This window comes from Actinomadura sp. NPDC048955 (genome assembly GCF_040649435.1).
Classification (GTDB): domain Bacteria; phylum Actinomycetota; class Actinomycetes; order Streptosporangiales; family Streptosporangiaceae; genus Spirillospora; species Spirillospora luteofluorescens.
In genome coordinates this window covers 23,589-41,429 of sequence record NZ_JBEZJI010000012.1, presented here as the reverse complement: position 1 = coordinate 41,429, position 17,841 = coordinate 23,589, and the positions used below count along the sequence as shown (strand labels likewise).

Below are 17,841 nucleotides of genomic sequence, written 5' to 3'. Positions count from 1 at the left end.
GGGATGGTCGACGACGAGCGCTGGAAGGCGCGTTTCCGGGCCGCGCGGATCAGCCTGCCCCGGTGGGCGCGTGACGCCCCGAGCCGCAGCATCTACCGCTCCAATGCGAGCGGGACTTGGGAGGTCTACACATGGGACCGCGAGACGGGTGAGCAGCGCCAGGTGACCGACCGTCCCAACGGGACGTGGTACGGAACCGTCGATCCGTCCGGCGAATGGGTGTGGTGGTTCGCCGACACGGACGGCGACGAGTTCGGCGTATGGAAGCGCGTCCCCTTCGGGGAGACCGAGAGCGTTCCGGCCGTTCCTGACTTGGAGCCGTCGTACCCGGCGGGGCTCGCCCTCGGCCGCAGTGGCCTCGCCGTGGTCGGGCGGACGACCGAGCACGGCAACACCGTCCACCTGTGCCGGGCGGGCGCCGCGCCGGAGGTGCTCTACCACCACGCGGAGGACGCCCACGTCGCCGGCGTCTCGCGGGACGAGTCCCTGATCGCGATCGGGCACAGCGAGCACGGCGACAGCCGCCACATGGCGCTGCGCGTCGTGCGGCAGGACGGCTCGCCGGTCGCCGACCTGTGGGACGGGCCGGGCAAGGGCGTCTACGGCGCCGGCTTCGCGCCGGTCGACGGCGACGCGCGGCTCCTGGTCAACCATGAGCGGCGCGGCCGGGAGGAGATGCTCATCTGGGACCCGGTCGCGGGCACCGAGCAGGAGATCGTCCTCGATCTGCCCGGCGAGATCGGCGCCGGCTGGTACCCGGACGGGGCGGCGCTGCTGATCTCCCACTCGCACGAGGCGCGCGACGAGCTCTACCGCTACGACCTGACCGACGGGGCGCTGACCAGGATCGACACGCCGCGCGGTGTCCTCGGCGGGGCCGACGTCCGGCCGGACGGGACGGTCGAGTTCTCCTGGTCGTCCGCCGCCGAGCCGCCGGTGATCCGCTCCACGTCCGGCGCGGTCGTGCTGACCCCGCCCGGGCCCGCGGCGCCGCCGTCCGTCCCGGTCGAGGACGTGTGGGTGGACGGCCCCGCCGGACGCATCCACGCCCTGATCAGCAAGCCCGAAGGCGACCGCCCCCACCCGACCGTCTTCGACATCCACGGCGGGCCGACCGCGCAGGACGACGACTCGTTCGCCCCCGCCGTCGCCGCGTGGGTCGACCACGGATTCGCGGTCGTCCGCGTCAACTACCGGGGCTCGACCGGATACGGCTCCGAGTGGCGCGACGCCATCGAGGGGCGCGTCGGCATCACCGAGCTGGAGGACATCAAGGCCGTCCGCGACTGGGCGGTCGAGTCGGGTCTCGCCGACCCGGCGCGGCTCGTGCTGACCGGCGGGTCATGGGGTGGTTTCCTGACCCTGCTCGGCATCGGCACGCAGCCGGACGACTGGAGCGTCGCGGTCGCGGCCGTCCCCGTGGCCGACTACGTCGCCGCGTACGAGGACGAGATGGAGGGCCTGCAGGCGTTCGACCGGTCCCTGTTCGGCGGTTCGCCGGACGAGGTCCCCGAGCGGTACCGCGAGTCGTCCCCCATCACCTACGTCGCGCAGGTCACGGCGCCGGTGCTGGTCCTTGCGGGGGAGAACGACCCGCGCTGCCCCATCCGGCAGATCGACAACTATCTGGCGCGGCTCGCCGAGCTGGGGCACCCGCACGAGATGTACCGGTACGACGCGGGCCACGGCTCCCTCGTCGTCGAGGAGCGCATCACCCAGATGGCCGCCGAGATCGGCTTCGCCCGGAAACATCTCGGCATGTCGTGATCTTTCCCCGGGACGGGCGGGCCGCCTCGCCCGTCCCGGGTTTACAAGATCGACCCTTCGGGCATCCCTCCGATCGGCCGCACGCACCACCGGTCCAGGCAGGACCGGCTCTCGCCCCCCGGACATCACCGATCGGGGGGATCGCACATGCCACGGCCGTGCAGCATCCACTGCGTCATGCCGTCCGAGTGCGGCCGGGCGCCCGGCATCGCCCACCATCCGGCCTTCCGCCCGGCCGCCGCGGCGACCGCCCTCGCCATCGCCGCCACCCTGCTCGCGCTCGCCCCTCCCCGCGCGTCCGCCGCGCCGCGGCCGTCTTCCGGCCCGCGGACCGCGGCGGGCGCCGAACCACCGTTCCCGGCGGGACGCCTGCTCGCCCCGGCGCCCGCGTCCCGCCCCGAGGCTGAGTCCCCTTCGGAGGCCGCGTCGCGTCTCGAGACCGCGTCCCCTCCCAAGGCCGCGCCGCGTCCCGAGGCCGCGTCGCGTCTCAAGGCCGCGTCGCGTCTCAAGGCGGCGTCGTCGGCCGCGCGGAAGCGGACCGTCCCGCCTCGGGACGTCCTGCCGGACCTGCCGAGCTCGCAGCGCCTGGACCAGCAGCTCGCCGAGTACGCGCTGCGGGCGAGCGGCATCGGCTGGCGCTCCACCGGCCGCTGCTCCGACCGGACGGTGCGGACCTGCACCTCCTTCGAGGGCATCCGCTGGGGAACCCTCCGAAGCCTGATCGATTTCGCGGAGTCGAGCGGCTGCGAGGTCACCGTCACCGGCGGCACGGAGCACGGGCACGCGGGCGGCACCTACAGCCACGCGAACGGCTACAAGATCGACATCGCGACGGGGGCCTGCGTCGACGAGGCGGTGCGGCGCTACCCGTCCACCGGCGTGCGGGGGGACGGCGCGCGGCTCCACCGGTCCCCCGAGGGCGTCGTGTTCGCCCGCGAGAAGGACCACTGGGACATCACGATCAGGCGCGGACCTCGCGGATGATGCCCACCAGCTCGCGGGTCACCGACTTGAAGCCCGGAATGCGCGACATCGCGACCATGCGGTTGACCAGCGGAACCGTCCGCTCCACGAGAAGGTAGGTCTTGCGGCAGCCGGGCGAGCTGTCGTGCACCCAGTACAGCACGATGCCCATCGAGTAGATCCACAGCAGCTCGGGCAACTCCGCGCGGAACTCCTTGTCGATCTTCAGGTCGGAGCCCTCGACGACCTCGCGGTAGATCGCCACCGCCGAGTCGCGGGCCGGGCCCGACTCGGCGCTGAACGGGTTGAGCGGGCTGGTCGGCTCGGCGGCGAACTTGAAGAACTTCCCGGCGAACTCGTGGTACGGGATCATCGTGTCGACCCGGGCCTTCAGGACGCCCAGCAGCCGGGGCGCGAACTCGCGCTCGGCGTCCAGGACGGCCCGGCAGGCGGCGACGTGCTCGTCCTGCAGCTCGTCGTAGTACGCCTGGATCAGCTCTTCCTTGGACCCGAAGTAGTAGTAGGCGTTGCCGACCGAGACACCCGCCTCCTTGGCGATCGCCCGCATCGTCGTCTGCTCGTATCCGCGCTCCCGGAACAGGCGCAGCGCCGTCTCGACGATCAGGGCGCGCGTCTGCTCGGACTTCACGGCCTTCGTCTCGGTCACGCATGCCACCCTAAAGCCCGAGTACGACCTCCCGCTCGTGCCGCCATCCGCCGCGCGGTGCAACCCGTCGTCCCGCCGCGGTGTTCACCGCGCATGACCGATGCCCTGGAAGCCCTCGAACGTTTCTACGCCGCCGAAGCGGACTACCTGGCCGCCGGCGGCCCCGGGAAGGGGGACTTCTCCGTGATGGCGGCGCACCTCGCCCCGGACGTCGTGATGTACCAGGCGCCCAGCCTCCCCTACGGCGGGACGTGGCGCGGCCACGACGGCATGGAGCGGTTCATGGCCGCGATGAGCGAGCTGTGGTCGGAGCTGACGTTCCGCGAGCAGCACTACGCGGTGGACGGCGAGACGGTCACGGTCCGCAACGACTGCGTCTTTCGTGCCCGCGCGACCGGGCGGGAGGTGGACACGTCCGTCCTGCAATGGATCACGGTCCGGGACGGCCTGGTCAGCGAGTTCCGCCCGTTCTACCTGGACACCTCCGCCGTCCTCGCGGCCCTCAGGGGGTGAGCTCGGCGGCGACCAGCTCGGCGATCTGGGCGGTGTTGAGCGCCGCGCCGTTGCGGAGGTTGTCGCCGCACAGGAAGAGGTCGAGCGCCTTCGGGTCGTCCAGCGAGCGCCGCACCCGCCCCACCCAGGCGGGATCGGTGCCGACGACGTCCGCGGGCGTGGGGAACTCCTGCGTCTCCGGGTTGTCGCACAGGACGACGCCCGGCGATCCGGCGAGGACGGCCTGCGCCTCTCGCTGGTCCACCCGGTCCTCGAACACCGCGTGGACCGACAGGGAGTGCGCGGTCACCACCGGGACGCGGACGCAGGTCGCCGTCACCCGCAGGTCGCGCAGGCCGAGCACCTTCCTCGACTCCTCCCGGATCTTGAGCTCCTCCGAGCTCCAGCCGCCGTCGCGCACCTCGCCCGCCCACGGCACCACGTTCATCGCGAGCGGCGCCGGGAACGGCCCGAACTCGCCGACCGCGCAGCGCAGGTCGCCCGCGCGGTTGCCGAGCGCGCGGTCGCCGCCGACCTTCTCCATCTGCTCGTACAGGGTGTCGACGCCCTCCAGCCCGACGCCCGACGCGGCCTGGTAGGACGACACGACGAGCTCGCGCAGCCCGTACCGGCGGTGCAGCGCCCCGATCACCATGATCATCGACAGCGTGGTGCAGCTGGGGCTCGCGACGATCCCGCGCGGGCGCCGGCGCACCCGCTCCGGGTTGACCTCCGGGACGACGAGCGGCACGTCCGGCGCCATCCGGAACGCCCCTGAGTTGTCGACCGCCACGGCGCCGTGCCCCGTCGCGACCGGCACCCACCGCGCGGCCACCGCGTCCGGTACGCCGAACACCGCGATGTCGACGCCGTCGAAAACCTCGGGCGCCAGCGGCGCGACCTCGACGTCCGCGCCGCGCAGCGGCAGCCCCCGCCCCGCCGACCGGGGCGAGGCGACCAGCCGGATCTCCCCGTACACGTCGCGGCGGGTGGACAGCAGGTCGATCAGCACGGCCCCGACGGCCCCCGTGGCTCCGACGACGGCGAGCGTCGGCCCGCCCGTCCCCCTGGTCCTCGCGCCGGCCGGCCGGGCATTCAGGGCCATGGTCGCGTCACCCTCTCGCCGTCGAGTCGTCCGCACGTCCAACTCCCGCCGCGTGCGGCCGGTTCCCTCGACGACCCTCCCACCGCGGGCGGGCGGCGTCAGCGTCACGCGCCACAGGACGAGCACGACAAAGCGGGCCGCACGGAAAACCCGTGCGGCCCGCTCGGACGTGCGGTCAGCGGCCGGTGCCGCCGTAGACGACGGCCTCGACCTGCTCGGCGTCGAGGTCGAACGCGTGGTGCGCGGCGGCGACCGCCGTGTCGATGTCGTCCTGGGCCACGACGACCGAGATCCGGATCTCCGAGGTGGAGATCATCTCGATGTTCACCCCGGCCTCGGCGATCGCGCCGAACAGCGAGGCGGTGACGCCCGGGTGCGAGCGCATCCCGGCGCCGATCAGCGACACCTTGCCGATGCGGTCGTCGTAGCGCAGCGACTCGAAGCCGATCTTCTCCTTCAGCTTGTTCAGCGCGGTGAGGGCGCTCTGCCCGTCGGTGGACGGCAGCGTGAACGAGATGTCGGTGCGCCCGGTGGACGCCGCCGACACGTTCTGCACGATCATGTCGATGTTGATCTCGGCCTCGGACAGCACCGTGAAGATCGTGGCGGCCTCACCGACCTTGTCGGGCACCCCCACCACGGTGATCTTGGCCTCGCTCCGGTCGTGCGCGACGCCGGAGATGATCGCCTGCTCCATGTCCTGTCCTTCGATCTCGCTGCTGTCGACGACCCACGTGCCCACCTTCTGGCTGAACGAGGACCGCACGTGGATCGGGATGTTGTAGCGGCGCGCGTACTCCACGCAGCGCAGATGCAGGATCTTCGCCCCGCTGGCCGCCATCTCCAGCATCTCCTCGTAGGAGATCTTCGGGATCTTGCGGGCGGCGGGCACGATGCGCGGGTCGGCGGTGAAGACGCCGTCGACGTCGGAGTAGATCTCGCAGACGTCGGCGTCCAGGGCCGCCGCCAGCGCGACCGCCGTGGTGTCGGACCCGCCACGGCCGAGCGTCGTGATGTCCTTGGTCCCCTGCGAGACGCCCTGGAACCCCGCCACGATGCAGATCGAGCCGCCGTCCAGCGCGGTCCGGATCCGTCCCGGCGTCACATCGATGATTTTGGCTTTGCCGTGCGAGCCGTCAGTGATCACACCGGCCTGGGAGCCGGTGAACGAGCGGGCCTCGTGGCCCAGGTTCGCGATGGCCATGGCCAGCAGCGCCATCGAGATCCGCTCGCCGGCGGTGAGCAGCATGTCCAGCTCACGGCCGGGCGGCAGGGGGCTGACCTGCTTGGCCATGTCGATGAGGTCATCCGTCGTGTCGCCCATGGCGGACACAACGACGACCACGTCGTTGCCCGCCTTCTTCGTTGCGACGATGCGCTGGGCGACCCGCTTGACGCCTTCGGCGTCGGCGACGGAGGAGCCACCGTACTTCTGCACGACAAGAGCCACGAGTGGGCGCTCCTCGGATCGGGGTCAGGCGTTTCGGTCGTCGAGTCTACAGAGCCCGCGCCGGTGGGTCACGACCAGGTAACTCCGTGACCAGGACCGACCCCCGCGTCCCGCCCCCTCCGGACCCCGCGCGGTATGCACGACCGTGGCGCAGAATGTACGCGCCATGGATTCTTGACGGCCGGGACACGCGAATAGCCTGAGGCCGAGGGCGGTGCACGGACGAGTGCCGTACCGAGGGGGTGCCGATGTGGCACTGGCTGTCGCGAACACCGATCTCGCGGATATACGAATGGAACCGTGAGCGGGCCTCATGGGTCCTCTGCGAGGGAGTGCACGCGAACGTCCGGGAATTGGAGGCCCAGCTGGCCTCCAAGGGCACGCGCCCGCAGTCCGCCGAGCACGCGCAACTCGTCTCCAATGCCTCGCTGGCTCTGGACAATGCCTGCCGGGTCCTCGATCTCGACAAGCACACCCGGGCCCGGACCTCGTCACACCTGGCCGCGGCGCAGATGCATGTCAATTCCGCTCGGACCATGTGGCTGCGCACGCTTCCTTCGGAGGACCTCGTACCCCACCTTCCGGACCTTTTCGCCATCATCAAGCAGCATCTCCCCCCTGACGACACCCGCCGGATCGCCGCCGAGAAGGCCGCGTGGGAACTGCAGCAGGCGTGTGCCGCGAGCCAGAACGCCCCCGCCGCGGCGGGGCGGCACCACTGGTGGACGGCGACGCGCGGTGCCGACCATTCCACGCCGTCGATTCCGCAATTGTCGACCGTGCTGGACGCGGTCGATGCCGCACGTGAGGCCTCCCTGCGCGAGAGGCTGCGCGCCGTGAATTTTGCGCGAATCGTCTGGATGACGGCGTTCGGCTTGTTCTGCCTCGCATGCGCCCTCGCCGTGGCCGGGGCCTTCTGGAAGTCGGCCGTGCCCCTGTGCTTCACGCCGGCCAACAAGATCGCCTGCCCCAGCCGGACCGTCGATGTGCCGCCTGCGAACTCTCCCGGCTCGGTGGCCTCGCCGGGCGATTACGCCATCGTCGAGATCGCCGGGCTGACGGCGGCCTGTATCGCGGCGGCCGCCGCCCTGCGGAAGGTCCGGGGCAGCTCGAACGCCTACGGCATTCCCGTGGCGCTGGCCTTGCTGAAACTCCCCACCGGGGCGCTCGTGGCCGTGCTCGGGATCATGCTCCTGCGCGGCGAGGTCGTGCCGGGCCTGAGTGCCCTCGACTCGTCCGGCCAGATCATCGCCTGGGCGGTCCTGCTCGGCTATTCGCAGGAGCTGTTCACCAACTTCGTGGACAAGCAGGGCCGCCAGATCCTGGAAGGCGTGCACGGGACCGCCGACCCGAAGACGCCGCGGGAGACCTCCGTCTCGGAGGCGACGGCCACGGCCGCGGTGCCCGCACCGCCCCCGGCGTCCGTGCCGGTTCCGAGCCGCGACGGTGAACGGCGGCCCGCGAACGCGGACAAATGAACCCTCCACCCATCCATGAGGAGGTGATCGGCATGACCGATCAAAGCGTGCAAGAAGCGGTACAGGCTCCGCCCTGGCCGGGCCGGTTCCTCGCCCTGATGAAGGGCGACGACGTCCGCACCTGGCAGGACAAGATGCTCAAGCGCGGCTGGACTAGCCTCGTGGTCGACGGCATCTACGGCACCCACTCGGAGGAGGTCTGCGTGGCCTTCCAGCGGGAGAAGGGGCTGAACGTCGACGGCATCGTCGGACCGCAGACCTGGGAGGCGACCTGGAAGGCACCGATCACGTAGCGCCCTCCGCGCCGCCACCGGGCGGGCGTGCCGGTCCATGGCACGCCCGCCCGTCGCTTGTCCTCGGCCGCCCTAGGCGGCGGTCTTGACGGATTCCTGTGCCGGTTCGGCGGCCTTCGCGGGACGGGTGCGAAGGCCGAACGCCGTGATCAGGGCGGCGGCGACGGCCGCGGCGAAGGGGACGGCCAGAGCCGCCCGGAGCGCGTCGAGGCGGGCCTCCGGAGAGTCGTCACCGCCGAGCGCCGCGACCTGGACGGCCGTCACGGCGGAAAGGCCGAGGGCCGCACCGAACTGGATCGCCGTGTAGAGCAGGCCGCCCGCCAGACCGTGCTCGCGCTCGTCGACGCCGTCCGTGGCGGCCATCGTCAGCGGGCCGTAGGCCAGGGCGAACGCCAGACCGAGCAGCGCCATGATCGGGAACATGGCGGTGTAGGCCCAGTCGAGCCCGACCGGCAGGAACAGTCCGTAGGCGACGGCCGCGAGGACGATGCCGCCCAGCAGAACCCGCGGGTTGCCGAAGCGGTTCACCAGGCGTGGGGTCAAGGTCGGGGCGAGCACGGTGTCGAGGCCGATGACGAGCATGCCGAGGCCGGTCTGCCACGTCGTCCACCCCCGGAGTTCCTGGAGGTACAGGGTCATCAGGAACTGGAAGCCCGCGAAGGCGCCGATGAACAGCAGCGCGCTCGCGTCCGTCCGGACGAGGGCGGCCGACCGAAGGACGCCGAGGCGGACGAGCGGGCTCGGCGACCGGCGCTCGATCACGGTGAACACGGCGAGGAGGAGCAGTCCTCCCGCGAAGACGCCCGCGGTGAGCGCGGCGCCGTCGCCCGGGCGTTCCAGCCGGACGACCCCGTAGGCGAGGAGCAGCATGGCGCCCGTGATGGCGAACGCGCCCGGCAGGTCGAATCCGCGCGCGCCCCTCCTCGGCGCGGCGGCGTCCGGGTCGGCGACCAGCGGGACGGCCGCCGCCAGCAGCAGCGCCGACAGGATGACCGGCGCGAAGAACACCCAGCGCCAGCCGAGCGACGTCAGCAGGCCGCCGGCGACGAGGCCGAGCGAGAAGCCGCCCGCCGCCGTCCCCGCGTAGACGCCGAGCGCGCGGGTCCGGGCGGGCCCGGCCGGGAACGCCGCGGTGACGAGGGCGAGCCCCGCCGGTGCCATGAACGCCGACGCGACCCCGGTGACGAACCGCGCGACCAGCAGCATCCAGCCCTCGGTGGCCAGGCCGCCGAGGCCGGAGAAGACCAGGAAGACCGCCAGCCAGAACAGGAACACCCGCCGCCGGCCGAGCAGATCGGCGGCGCGCCCGCCGAGCAGCATGAACCCGCCGTAGCCGAGGACGTAGGCGCTGATGACGCCGCTCAGCATCCCGGTCGAAAGCCCCAGGTCCGCCCGGATCGACGGGAGCGCGACGTTGAGCATCGCCACGTCGATCCCCTCCAGGAAGACCGCTCCGCACAGGACCAGCAGCGACGCCCAGGCGCGGCCGTCCATGCGGGACGCGGATGTGGACATGACCCGGCTCCTCTCCTCCGAGGCACCGGTTCCCCCGATGGGCGCCGGTTCCCTCTTGTTACCGGCAGCATCGTCCGACACCATCGGGAAGCATGGAAGACGGAACTTTCGCGTCCCCCGGTTACTGCGGGGTCACCGCCGCCGACGAGGACGTTCTGCAGTGGCACACCCGCAACGACTGCGAGGTCCGGCAGATCCTCGACCGCATCGCCGACAAGTGGTCCCTGCTCGTCATCGCGCTGCTCGACCAGCGCACCCTGCGCTTCACCGAACTCCGCCGCCGGATCGACGGCATCAGCCAGCGGATGCTCGCGCGGACGCTCCGGCACCTCGAACGCGACGGGCTCGTCAGCCGAACCGTCCACCCGACCGTCCCGCCGCGCGTCGACTACGCGCTCACGCCGATGGGCGCGACCCTGCACGAGACGATCCGGTCGCTCGTCGTGTGGACCGAGGAGCACCAGAGCGCGATCGCCGCCGCCCGGACCGCCTACGACGCCCGCACCGAAGCCGAGCGGCGCGCGGCCGAGCAGGAGGCCGCCGAACGCGACGCCGTGGCCCGCGACGTGCTCGCCCGCGGCCGCTGACCTCGCGGTTCACCCGGCCGGTTTCACGGGAAACCTGACGGGACGGTGACGTCAGAGCGCCGGCGGGCCCTGTTCGATGCGGCGCAGGACGGGTTCGAGGCGCTCGTTCTCCTCGGTGCCGATCATCCGGCGCTCGTCCCACCAGGTCGCGCCGGCGTCGGCCAGCGGGCCGACCAGGTCGCGGGCGTCGGCGGGGCTTGCGCCGCCGACGACGATCTCGAACGGCCCGTCGCCCTCCCGGTGCCGCCGGACGTAGGCGGCCAGGTCGCGGACGTCCTCGACGGCGGGCGCGCGGCCGTGGGAGCCGGGGCCGAACAGCGGGACGGCGCCGTCCCAGCGGGCTGCCCGCCGCATCGGCCGCCGGTTCGGCCAGAACCCGGCGATCCACACCGGCGGTCGCGGCCGCTGCGCCGTGGCCGGAAGCAGCGCCACGTCCTCGACCCGGTAGTGCCGCCCGTGGTGGGTGACCGGCTCGCCGGACCAGTAGCGTTCGAGCAGGCCGAGCCCCTCGTCCAGGCGCTCGGCCAGCACGGCCTTGTCGGTGGGCTCGCCGAAGGCTCCGTACTCGTCGTCGACCGGACCGCCGAGGCCCGCCGCGAAGACCACCCGCCCGCCGCTGAGGACGTCCAGCGTCGCGACCTGGCGCGCCAGCTGCTGCGGGCGCCGCCGCGGGACCGGCGTGACCAGCGTGCCGAGCCTGATCCGGCCGGTCGCCAGCGCCGCCGCCGTCAGCAGCATCCACGGATCCCCGAAGGACTTGCGATCGCTCTTCACGTGGACGACGTGGTCCCACACGAACAGCCCGTCCCACCCGGCCCGCTCCGCCGCCTCCGCGACCCGGGCGACGGTCCGCGGGTCGGCGAAGTCCCCGAAGTTCGGAATATTGATCGAATACCGCACCCCCGCATGCTGCGCCGTCACCCGTGCCCGCGGCAATGGGTTTAGTGGCGGGTGGGGTCGGTGGACAGTTCGGAGAGGTTCATCGCCATCGTGCGGTGGACGGCGGGGATCCAGTCGAGGGTGCGCAGCAGGGTGTTGCGCATGCCGCGCAGCACCGGGCTGCCGACGGTCGCGACGTTGGTCATCCTGTCGGTGAAGGAGACGACCTGCTCGGCCACGGGACGGCGCTCGGCCTCGTACTCGTCCAGGACGGCGTCGGGCGCGCCGTCGCCCACCACGGCGGCGAGCTTTCCGGCGAGGTTGAGCGCGTCCTGGATGCCGGTGTTCATGCCTTGCCCGCCCGCCGGGCTGTGGACGTGGGCGGCGTCACCGGCGAGGAAGACGCGGCCCGCGCGGTAGTGCGCCGCCAGCCTGTGGTGGACGCGGAAGCGGGAGCCCCACACGACGTCCTTGATCAGCGCGGGGTGGCGCTTGGGGCCGCGCGCGTCCATGAGCGCTTGGACGTCGGCGGCGGTCGGTTCCCGGGGCGCCTCGTCGACGGTCGCGACGATGCGGTGCCGCCCGCCGGGCAGCGGCGCGACGACCGTGACGCCCTCCGCGGAGAAGAACAGCATGACCTCCTCGCTGCCGCCGGCCCAGTCCAGGTGCACGTCGGCGAGGACGAACGACTGCGGGTAGGCGTCACCCTCGAAGGCGATCCCGGCGTGTTCGCGGACGGTGCTGTGCATCCCGTCCGTCCCGACCGCGTAGGCCGCGCGGATCTGCCCTCCATCGGTCAGAGTGGCCGTCACCCCGTCTTCGTCCTGCTCCAGCCCGGTCACCTCGAAGGGCCGGTGCACGACGCCGCCCGCCGCGTGCAGCCGTCCGAGCAGGATCTCCTCGGTGACGTTCTGCGGGACGAGCAGCGTGTAGGGGAAGTCGGTCGGCAGGTCGCCGAACTCGACGGTGAGCAGCACGCGGTCCCGCTCCCGGACGGTGAAGCGCGGCACGATGATGCCGCGCTCGACCAGCTCGCCGGTCGCCCCGACCTCGCGCAGCGTCTCCAGGGTGCGGGCATGGACCACGGCCGCCCGGGAGGTGTTCGCGCCCTCCGCCGCCCGGTCCAGCAGGACGGCGTCCACCCCCTTCTGCCGCAGCGAAGCGGCGAGGGACAGCCCGGCTGGCCCCGCGCCGACCACGAGCACGCCGGTCGACTCCGGAAGAGCGTTCATGATCACTCCAGTTGCCAATAGTTGTTTGCCAACGCTTGATGGCCAACTTGTGGTGGACTCTAGACCGTTGTCCTCGTGTTTGCCAACGCTTGATGGCATAGGTTGGCGGCATGGCATTCACCGAGCGTTCGGCGGCGACCCGGACGGCGATCCTGGACGCGGCCCGGCGCCGGTTCGCCGAGGACGGCTACGAGCGCGCGACGATCCGCGCGATCGCCGCGGACGCCGACATCGACCCGTCCATGGTCATCCGGTACTTCGGCAGCAAGGCCGAGCTCTACGCCGCCGCCTCGGTCATCGACCTCGCCGTCCCCGACCTCGGCGGCGCCGACGACGCGGCGGCCGCCTACATCCAGGCGTTCCTGGCCCGCTGGGAGACCGGCGAGAACACCGCCGAGGCCGTCCTGCTGCGCACGGCCCCCACCCACCCCGACGCCGCGGCCCGCGTCCAGGCCATCTTCGACAAGGAGATCGTCCCGGCCCTGGAGAAGGCCCTGCCGGACGACCCCGCCGTCCGCGAGCGCGCCGCCCTCCTGCTGAGCCAGACCCTCGGCATCGCCTACGGCCGCTACCTGCTGGGCATCGAACCCCTGGCCTCCATGGACGTCAAAGAGATCGCCGCCATGGCCGCCCAGGCCGCCAGGGTCCCCCTCCACACCCCCCGCACCTGAACCGGCACACCCGGCCGGCGATCAGAACTCGTCGAGCCCACCAACCTGGCCGACCGTGAAGATATGCCGAGTCGCAGCACAAATCGTCTCCAGCGTCGGAAACGGGATGAGGTCGCTGAGGCGCTGGTGACGTGAGGGTTGCTGGGGCGTAAGCGGTATGAGGCCCCCCGGCCGCCGCCCAGATCGTTTTTGCGGACCACCCGGACGGGGGGTCAGGCGTCTATGTAAAGGCAGGCGTTGGCGGTGTGCCGCGGTTCATCTCGTCCACCGGGGATCCGCCGCGTCCGTGCCATGACCCGGTGGGGGGCGGGTGCGGCGGTGAGGGAGCTGATGGGAGAGCCGATGGGCCAGTTCGACGAGTTGCCGAGGGTTCGCCGGGGGCCGCTGCCGTCCCTGTACGCGGCGCTGCGGCGGAGGGCTCCGCAGGTGGCGACGGGACGACCGGACGGGGGCGGCGGTCTGCTGCACGTCTCGTACCGGGGGCAGGAGGCCCGGGTCGCCTGGGACGACGATCTCGGACAGTTCGCGTGGCACTCCGGGGGAAGCGGTCAGATCGGCTCGGACGTCGAGAAGGCGGCCGAACTGATCGCGTGGGCGCTGGGCGCGCGGACCGGCCCCGCCGTGTCCGGCTAGGCGAGGCGCGGCCGGGTCAGGCAGGGGCGGCTTCCGTGGCCGCCTCCGTGGCGACGCTCAGGCGGGCGTTGGAGACGTAGGCGTGCAGGGCCCGCAGGGCGGCGCCGGCGTGGTTGCCCCAGTGGTTGAAGTAGGAGTACTGCCACCACCAGAGGGCCTCCAGGGGACGGTCCTGGTTGTAGTGGCGGAGCCCGTGGACGAGGTCGCTGGCGACGTCCACAAGGTCGTCCGACAGGCGGTAGGAGGTCGGCTCGGTGTCCTTGTAGGGGTCGAAGACCTCGACGTACTCGTCCATGGACTGGAGGCGCTCGGCCAGGCCCTGCCGGATCGAGTCGAGGTCGGGGTCGTCGCCCACCTCGGGCTCCCAGTTGTCAGGAAGGATCACGTCGGCGCTGGCGCCGAGCTGCGCACCGGCCAGGATGACCTGCGACACCTCCAGCAGGAGCAGCGGGATCGTGTGCGTCCCGCCGTCGCCGCGGGCGACCGCCTCCAGGCCGTCCAGGTAGTTGTCGACGTGGCACGCCACGCGTTCGGCGAGGGCGTCCCAGTCCTGCGGGCTGTTGGTGTCAGACATCGAGCAGCCTCCGTCCTTCGAATGCGCGGCCCAGCGTGACCTCGTCGGCGTACTCGAGGTCGCCACCCACCGGAAGGCCGCTGGCCAGTCGGGTGACGGTGATGTCCATGGGCTTGACCAGCCGGGCGAGGTACGTCGCGGTCGCCTCGCCTTCCAGGTTGGGGTCGGTGGCGAGGATCAGCTCGGTCACCGCCCCGTCCGCGAGCCGCTGCATCAGCTCGCGGATGCGCAGGTCGTCCGGGCCGACGCCCTCGATCGGGCTGATCGCGCCGCCGAGCACGTGGTACCGGCCGCGGAACTCGCGGGTCTTCTCGATCGCGACGACGTCCTTGGACTCCTCCACCACGCAGATGATGTGGGGGTCGCGGCGCGCGTCACGGCAGATCCGGCACTCCTCTTCCTCTGCAACGTTCCCGCAGGTTTTGCAGAAGCGGACCTTGTCCTTGACCTCTTTGAGCGCCTTGCCGAGACGCTCGACGTCGGCCGGATCGGCGGCGAGGAGATGGAAGGCGATCCGCTGCGCGCTCTTGGGGCCGACACCGGGCAGCCTGCCCAGCTCGTCGATGAGGTTCTGAACCACCCCTTCGTACAACGGACCCCTCCTTTCTTAGCGTGTCTCGGTTCAGGCGCCGCCGAGGCCGGGGAAGCCGCCGGGGATGCCCCCGCCGCCGCCGAGCCCCTGGGCGAGCGGGCCCATCTTCTCCTGCTGGAGCTCCTGCGCCTCGCGGGCCGCGTCGCGGATCGCGGCCAGCACCAGGTCGGCGACCGTCTCCGCCGTGTCGGCCGGGTCGTCGGCGTCGATCGCCCTCGGGTCGATCGTCAGCCCCGTGACCTCGCCCTGCCCGTTGACCTTCGCGGTCACGAGCCCGCCGCCGGCGGTCCCCGTCACCTCGGTCTCCGCGAGCTCGCGCTGGGCGTTGAAGAGCTGCTCCTGCATGGCCTGCGCCTGCTGGAGGAGTTCCTGCATGTTCAGCTGACCACCGGGTTCCACGGTGCACTCCCTCTTCCGGCCCCGAGGGCCTTCTCTCTGGCGCTCCGCCAGCCACCGGACGTCCGTCCCACGAGACTACGGGCTCCCACGCCGTTTCGGTACGCGAGGACCCCAGCGCGTCATTTCGGAAGCACATCCGGGATTCGGCCTCCCGCCGGCCCCCTCCGAGGCCAGGTCAGGAAGCCGAGTTGTCGATCTCGCGGATGATCTGGCCGCCGAGTTCGCGCTGGATGAGGGCCATCCCGCTCATCTCGGCCTCGGTGCCGTCGGCGTCGGCGTCGCCCTCCGGGTCGACCTCGTCGCTCTCGTCCACGGGAGACGGTTCGGGCGGCGGCGGAGGCTCGTCCGGCGGCGGAGGCGGCGGCTCCGGGGCACGCTCGGCCCCTCGCGCGGACGGCTGCGCGGACGGCTGGAAGGGCGGCCGCGGCTGCGGTGCCGGGTTCGGTGTGGCCGCCCCACCGAACCCCGCGCTAGGGCCCGGCCTTCCCCCTGGTGGGGATCCGCCGGGTGCTCCGCCCACGACGGTCTCTATCCGCCAGTCGACGCCCATCCGCTCCTTGAAGACCTCGCGCAGGACGGCGTCGCGGCCGCCGTTGACGAAGCCGAGGCGGCGCCCCTCCGCGTCGAAGCCGAGCGTGAGGACCTTGCCGTCGAGCGAAACCGGCTGCACCCCGGCCATGATGACCATCCAGGTGGCGCGGCTCTTCTGCTTCACGGCCTCGACGACGTCCGGCCACAGCCGCTGGATGGTGGAGAAGTCCGCCCCTCCGCCTCCTCCGCCGGGCGCGGCGGAGGCCGGCGGTGCGCCGGAGGGGGCGGGGGGTGCGCTGCGTGCGTTGTTCGGCGCGGCCGGGGACCGGTTGGCCGCGGCTGTGGCCGTGGCCGGAGACTCGGTGGCCGGGGGCCGACCGGCCGGGGAGTCGGTTGCCGGGGGCCGGGTGGCTGGGGAGTCGCTGGCCGGGGGCCTGGTGGCGGGGTCTGCCGCGCGGTTATCCACAGAATCGGATTCTGCGGGTGCCGTCCCAGGGTGGGGGTTGACACTGGAAGTGGGGTCGGCCCCCCGGGAGGGAGGGGACTGGGTTCCGGGCGTTTGAGAACCCCCGTCGCGGGACGCGGTCGCCCCTGGCTGCGTCGTCGCTCCCTGTCCTGTCACGCCTTGCGTCGGCGCCCCCTGCGCGGGAGCCTCCTGCGCGGGACCGCCCGGCACGGGACCACCCTGGACGGGAGCCTCCTGGACGGGAGTCGGAGCCGCGGACGCGAAGGCCTGCGCCAGAGGGTCGCCGCCCTGGCCGCCGCCACCGAATCCGGCCTGGCCACCGCCGAAGCCGCCCTGGCCGGCCTGGCGCTCCAGACGGTCGAGGCGGGCGAACATGGACGCCTCGTCCTCGTACGCCGCCGGCAGCAGGATCCGGGCGCAGATCAGTTCCAGCAGCAGCCGCGGGGACGTCGCGCCCCGCATCTCGGTGAGCCCGGTGTGCAGCAGGTCGGCGGCGCGCGTCAGCTCACCGGGCCCCATCGAGGACGCCTGGCGCCGCATCTGCTCCAGCTCGTCCGGCGGGAAGTTCAGCAGGCCCGTCCCCCCGGCCTCCGGGACGTTCGAGAGGATCACCAGGTCGCGAAGGCGTTCCAGCAGGTCGGCGGTGAACCGGCGCGGGTCCTGACCGCTCTCGATCACGCGGTCGATCGCGGCGAACACGGCGGCGCCGTTACGGGAGGCGAAGGCCGCGACGACCTCGTCCAGCAGCGCGGAGTCGGTGTAGCCGAGCAGCGAAACGGCCCGCGCGTACGTGATGCCCTTCTCGTCCGACCCGGCGAGGAGCTGGTCGAGGATCGACAGTGTGTCGCGCGCGGAACCGGCCCCGGCCCGGACGGCCAGCGGCAGCGCGGACGCCTCGTACGGGACGTCCTCACTCTTCAGGATCTCCTCGACGAGGTCCTGAAGGACGCCAGGCGGGATCAGCCGGAACGGGTAGTGGTGGGTCCGGGACCGGATCGTCCCGATGACCTTCTCCGGCTCGGTGGTCGCGAACACGAACTTCAGGTGCGGCGGCGGTTCCTCGACGAGCTTCAGCAGCGCGTTGAAGCCCTCGCGGGTGACCATGTGCGCCTCGTCGATGATGTACACCTTGAAGCGCGCCGCAACCGGGGCGAAGAAGGCCCGTTCCCGCAGGTCGCGGGCATCGTCGACACCGCCGTGAGACGCGGCGTCGATCTCGATCACATCGATGTGCCCGGTCCCGGAAGGGCCGAGCGCGACGCACGAGTCGCACTTGCCGCACGGGTCCGGGGTCGGCCCCTGTTCGCAGTTCAGCGAGCGGGCGAGGATCCGGGCGCTGGACGTCTTGCCGCAGCCGCGCGGACCGCTGAACAGGTACGCGTGGTTGATCCGGCCGTTGCGCAGCGCCTGCTGGAGGGGCTCGGCGACGTGTTCCTGCCCCTTCAGCTCGGCGAACGTCGCTGGCCGGTACTTGCGGTACAGAGCCAGACTCATCGGGGGTCCGCCCTCCCTCGAGAAGCAGAGCGTCAGAAGCGCCGTGTCGCCGT

General features: G+C 72.1%; 18 protein-coding genes. 8 read left to right on the top strand and 10 right to left on the bottom strand.

The window, feature by feature from the left end; genetic code table 11:
* Window positions 1–3 precede the first annotated feature (3 nt).
* Both AB0C84_RS14655 and AB0C84_RS14650 read left to right on the top strand, forming a co-directional pair.
* The gene (locus tag AB0C84_RS14655; RefSeq protein ID WP_361065581.1) at window positions 4–1,767 is read left to right on the top strand and encodes a prolyl oligopeptidase family serine peptidase; all 1,764 of its coding nucleotides are present in this window, start codon (window positions 4–6) and stop codon (window positions 1,765–1,767) included.
* Between the two features lie 147 nt (window positions 1,768–1,914).
* The gene (locus AB0C84_RS14650; RefSeq protein ID WP_361065578.1) at window positions 1,915–2,751 is read left to right on the top strand and encodes a hypothetical protein; all 837 of its coding nucleotides are present in this window, start codon (window positions 1,915–1,917) and stop codon (window positions 2,749–2,751) included.
* On the opposite strand, the gene AB0C84_RS14645 is transcribed toward AB0C84_RS14650, so the two are convergent.
* Window positions 2,729–3,397 carry a TetR family transcriptional regulator gene (locus AB0C84_RS14645; protein WP_258942012.1) on the bottom strand — a complete coding sequence of 223 codons (669 nt, stop codon included), beginning with the start codon at window positions 3,395–3,397 and terminating at the stop codon, window positions 2,729–2,731. The two genes, AB0C84_RS14650 and AB0C84_RS14645, sit on opposite strands and share 23 nt — an antisense overlap.
* 93 nt (window positions 3,398–3,490) lie before the next feature.
* Here AB0C84_RS14645 and AB0C84_RS14640 point away from each other — a divergent pair, with 93 nt between their 5' ends.
* Window positions 3,491–3,910, top strand: coding sequence for a nuclear transport factor 2 family protein (locus AB0C84_RS14640; RefSeq protein WP_361065576.1), 420 nt, complete (start codon window positions 3,491–3,493; stop codon window positions 3,908–3,910).
* Here AB0C84_RS14640 and AB0C84_RS14635 read toward each other — a convergent pair.
* Both AB0C84_RS14635 and AB0C84_RS14630 read right to left on the bottom strand, forming a co-directional pair.
* Window positions 3,900–4,994 (bottom strand): aspartate-semialdehyde dehydrogenase, encoded by a 1,095-nt coding sequence (locus AB0C84_RS14635; RefSeq protein ID WP_361065573.1) that lies wholly within the window; start codon window positions 4,992–4,994, stop codon window positions 3,900–3,902. The two genes, AB0C84_RS14640 and AB0C84_RS14635, sit on opposite strands and share 11 nt — an antisense overlap.
* Window positions 4,995–5,169: 175 nt before the next feature.
* Window positions 5,170–6,444 carry an aspartate kinase gene (locus AB0C84_RS14630; protein WP_179845331.1) on the bottom strand — a complete coding sequence of 425 codons (1,275 nt, stop codon included), beginning with the start codon at window positions 6,442–6,444 and terminating at the stop codon, window positions 5,170–5,172.
* A gap of 248 nt (window positions 6,445–6,692) precedes the next feature.
* Between AB0C84_RS14630 and AB0C84_RS14625 the strand changes: the two genes are divergently transcribed.
* Window positions 6,693–7,922 carry a hypothetical protein gene (locus AB0C84_RS14625; protein ID WP_361065569.1) on the top strand — a complete coding sequence of 410 codons (1,230 nt, stop codon included), beginning with the start codon at window positions 6,693–6,695 and terminating at the stop codon, window positions 7,920–7,922.
* A 32-nt stretch (window positions 7,923–7,954) separates the two neighbouring features.
* Window positions 7,955–8,215, top strand: a complete 261-nt coding sequence (locus AB0C84_RS14620) for a peptidoglycan-binding domain-containing protein (protein ID WP_246396021.1) — start codon at window positions 7,955–7,957, stop codon at window positions 8,213–8,215.
* 72 nt (window positions 8,216–8,287) lie between these two features.
* Here AB0C84_RS14620 and AB0C84_RS14615 read toward each other — a convergent pair whose 3' ends face one another.
* Window positions 8,288–9,730 (bottom strand): MFS transporter, encoded by a 1,443-nt coding sequence (locus AB0C84_RS14615; RefSeq protein WP_361065566.1) that lies wholly within the window; start codon window positions 9,728–9,730, stop codon window positions 8,288–8,290.
* Window positions 9,731–9,822: 92 nt separating this feature from the next.
* Between AB0C84_RS14615 and AB0C84_RS14610 the strand changes: the two genes are divergently transcribed.
* Window positions 9,823–10,317 (top strand): helix-turn-helix domain-containing protein, encoded by a 495-nt coding sequence (locus AB0C84_RS14610; RefSeq protein ID WP_361065563.1) that lies wholly within the window; start codon window positions 9,823–9,825, stop codon window positions 10,315–10,317.
* A gap of 51 nt (window positions 10,318–10,368) precedes the next feature.
* On the opposite strand, the gene AB0C84_RS14605 is transcribed toward AB0C84_RS14610, so the two are convergent.
* Both AB0C84_RS14605 and AB0C84_RS14600 read right to left on the bottom strand, forming a co-directional pair.
* The gene (locus tag AB0C84_RS14605; RefSeq protein WP_361065560.1) at window positions 10,369–11,217 is read right to left on the bottom strand and encodes an LLM class flavin-dependent oxidoreductase; all 849 of its coding nucleotides are present in this window, start codon (window positions 11,215–11,217) and stop codon (window positions 10,369–10,371) included.
* Between the two features lie 41 nt (window positions 11,218–11,258).
* Window positions 11,259–12,428 (bottom strand): FAD-dependent monooxygenase, encoded by a 1,170-nt coding sequence (locus AB0C84_RS14600; RefSeq protein ID WP_361065557.1) that lies wholly within the window; start codon window positions 12,426–12,428, stop codon window positions 11,259–11,261.
* A 110-nt stretch (window positions 12,429–12,538) separates the two neighbouring features.
* On the opposite strand from AB0C84_RS14600, the gene AB0C84_RS14595 reads away from it, so the two are divergent.
* Entirely contained in the window at window positions 12,539–13,099 is a 561-nt protein-coding gene (locus tag AB0C84_RS14595; protein WP_361065554.1) for a TetR family transcriptional regulator, read from the top strand.
* Window positions 13,100–13,429: 330 nt separating this feature from the next.
* The gene (locus AB0C84_RS14590; protein WP_361065551.1) at window positions 13,430–13,732 is read left to right on the top strand and encodes a hypothetical protein; all 303 of its coding nucleotides are present in this window, start codon (window positions 13,430–13,432) and stop codon (window positions 13,730–13,732) included.
* A 16-nt stretch (window positions 13,733–13,748) separates the two neighbouring features.
* Here the strand turns inward: AB0C84_RS14590 and AB0C84_RS14585 are convergent, their stop codons facing one another.
* The 4 genes from AB0C84_RS14585 to AB0C84_RS14570 form a co-directional block, all read right to left on the bottom strand.
* Window positions 13,749–14,306, bottom strand: a complete 558-nt coding sequence (locus AB0C84_RS14585; RefSeq protein ID WP_258942022.1) for a DUF5063 domain-containing protein — start codon at window positions 14,304–14,306, stop codon at window positions 13,749–13,751.
* Window positions 14,299–14,898, bottom strand: coding sequence for a recombination mediator RecR (gene recR, locus AB0C84_RS14580; protein ID WP_089310736.1), 600 nt, complete (start codon window positions 14,896–14,898; stop codon window positions 14,299–14,301). Before recR ends, AB0C84_RS14585 begins: the two co-directional genes overlap by 8 nt.
* A 30-nt stretch (window positions 14,899–14,928) precedes the next feature.
* Window positions 14,929–15,297, bottom strand: coding sequence for a YbaB/EbfC family nucleoid-associated protein (locus AB0C84_RS14575; RefSeq protein WP_179845323.1), 369 nt, complete (start codon window positions 15,295–15,297; stop codon window positions 14,929–14,931).
* A 175-nt stretch (window positions 15,298–15,472) separates the two neighbouring features.
* Complete coding sequence (locus tag AB0C84_RS14570; protein WP_361065546.1) at window positions 15,473–17,788, bottom strand: DNA polymerase III subunit gamma and tau; 2,316 nt, start codon at window positions 17,786–17,788, stop codon at window positions 15,473–15,475.
* Between the last annotated feature and the right edge of the window lie 53 nt (window positions 17,789–17,841).

Bases quoted from the DNA above. Each gene is read 5' to 3' on its own strand.
- AB0C84_RS14595 (WP_361065554.1), top strand. From the start codon at position 12,539: ATGGCATTCACCGAGCGTTCGGCGGCGACCCGGACGGCGATCCTGGAC.
- AB0C84_RS14615 (WP_361065566.1), bottom strand. From the start codon at position 9,730: ATGTCCACATCCGCGTCCCGCATGGACGGCCGCGCCTGGGCGTCGCTG.
- AB0C84_RS14635 (WP_361065573.1), bottom strand. From the start codon at position 4,994: ATGGCCCTGAATGCCCGGCCGGCCGGCGCGAGGACCAGGGGGACGGGC.
- AB0C84_RS14600 (WP_361065557.1), bottom strand. From the start codon at position 12,428: ATGAACGCTCTTCCGGAGTCGACCGGCGTGCTCGTGGTCGGCGCGGGG.
- AB0C84_RS14655 (WP_361065581.1), top strand. From the start codon at position 4: ATGGTCGACGACGAGCGCTGGAAGGCGCGTTTCCGGGCCGCGCGGATC.
- AB0C84_RS14570 (WP_361065546.1), bottom strand. From the start codon at position 17,788: ATGAGTCTGGCTCTGTACCGCAAGTACCGGCCAGCGACGTTCGCCGAG.
- AB0C84_RS14620 (WP_246396021.1), top strand. From the start codon at position 7,955: ATGACCGATCAAAGCGTGCAAGAAGCGGTACAGGCTCCGCCCTGGCCG.
- AB0C84_RS14650 (WP_361065578.1), top strand. From the start codon at position 1,915: ATGCCACGGCCGTGCAGCATCCACTGCGTCATGCCGTCCGAGTGCGGC.
- AB0C84_RS14610 (WP_361065563.1), top strand. From the start codon at position 9,823: ATGGAAGACGGAACTTTCGCGTCCCCCGGTTACTGCGGGGTCACCGCC.
- AB0C84_RS14585 (WP_258942022.1), bottom strand. From the start codon at position 14,306: ATGTCTGACACCAACAGCCCGCAGGACTGGGACGCCCTCGCCGAACGC.
- AB0C84_RS14625 (WP_361065569.1), top strand. From the start codon at position 6,693: ATGTGGCACTGGCTGTCGCGAACACCGATCTCGCGGATATACGAATGG.
- AB0C84_RS14640 (WP_361065576.1), top strand. From the start codon at position 3,491: ATGACCGATGCCCTGGAAGCCCTCGAACGTTTCTACGCCGCCGAAGCG.
- AB0C84_RS14590 (WP_361065551.1), top strand. From the start codon at position 13,430: ATGGGAGAGCCGATGGGCCAGTTCGACGAGTTGCCGAGGGTTCGCCGG.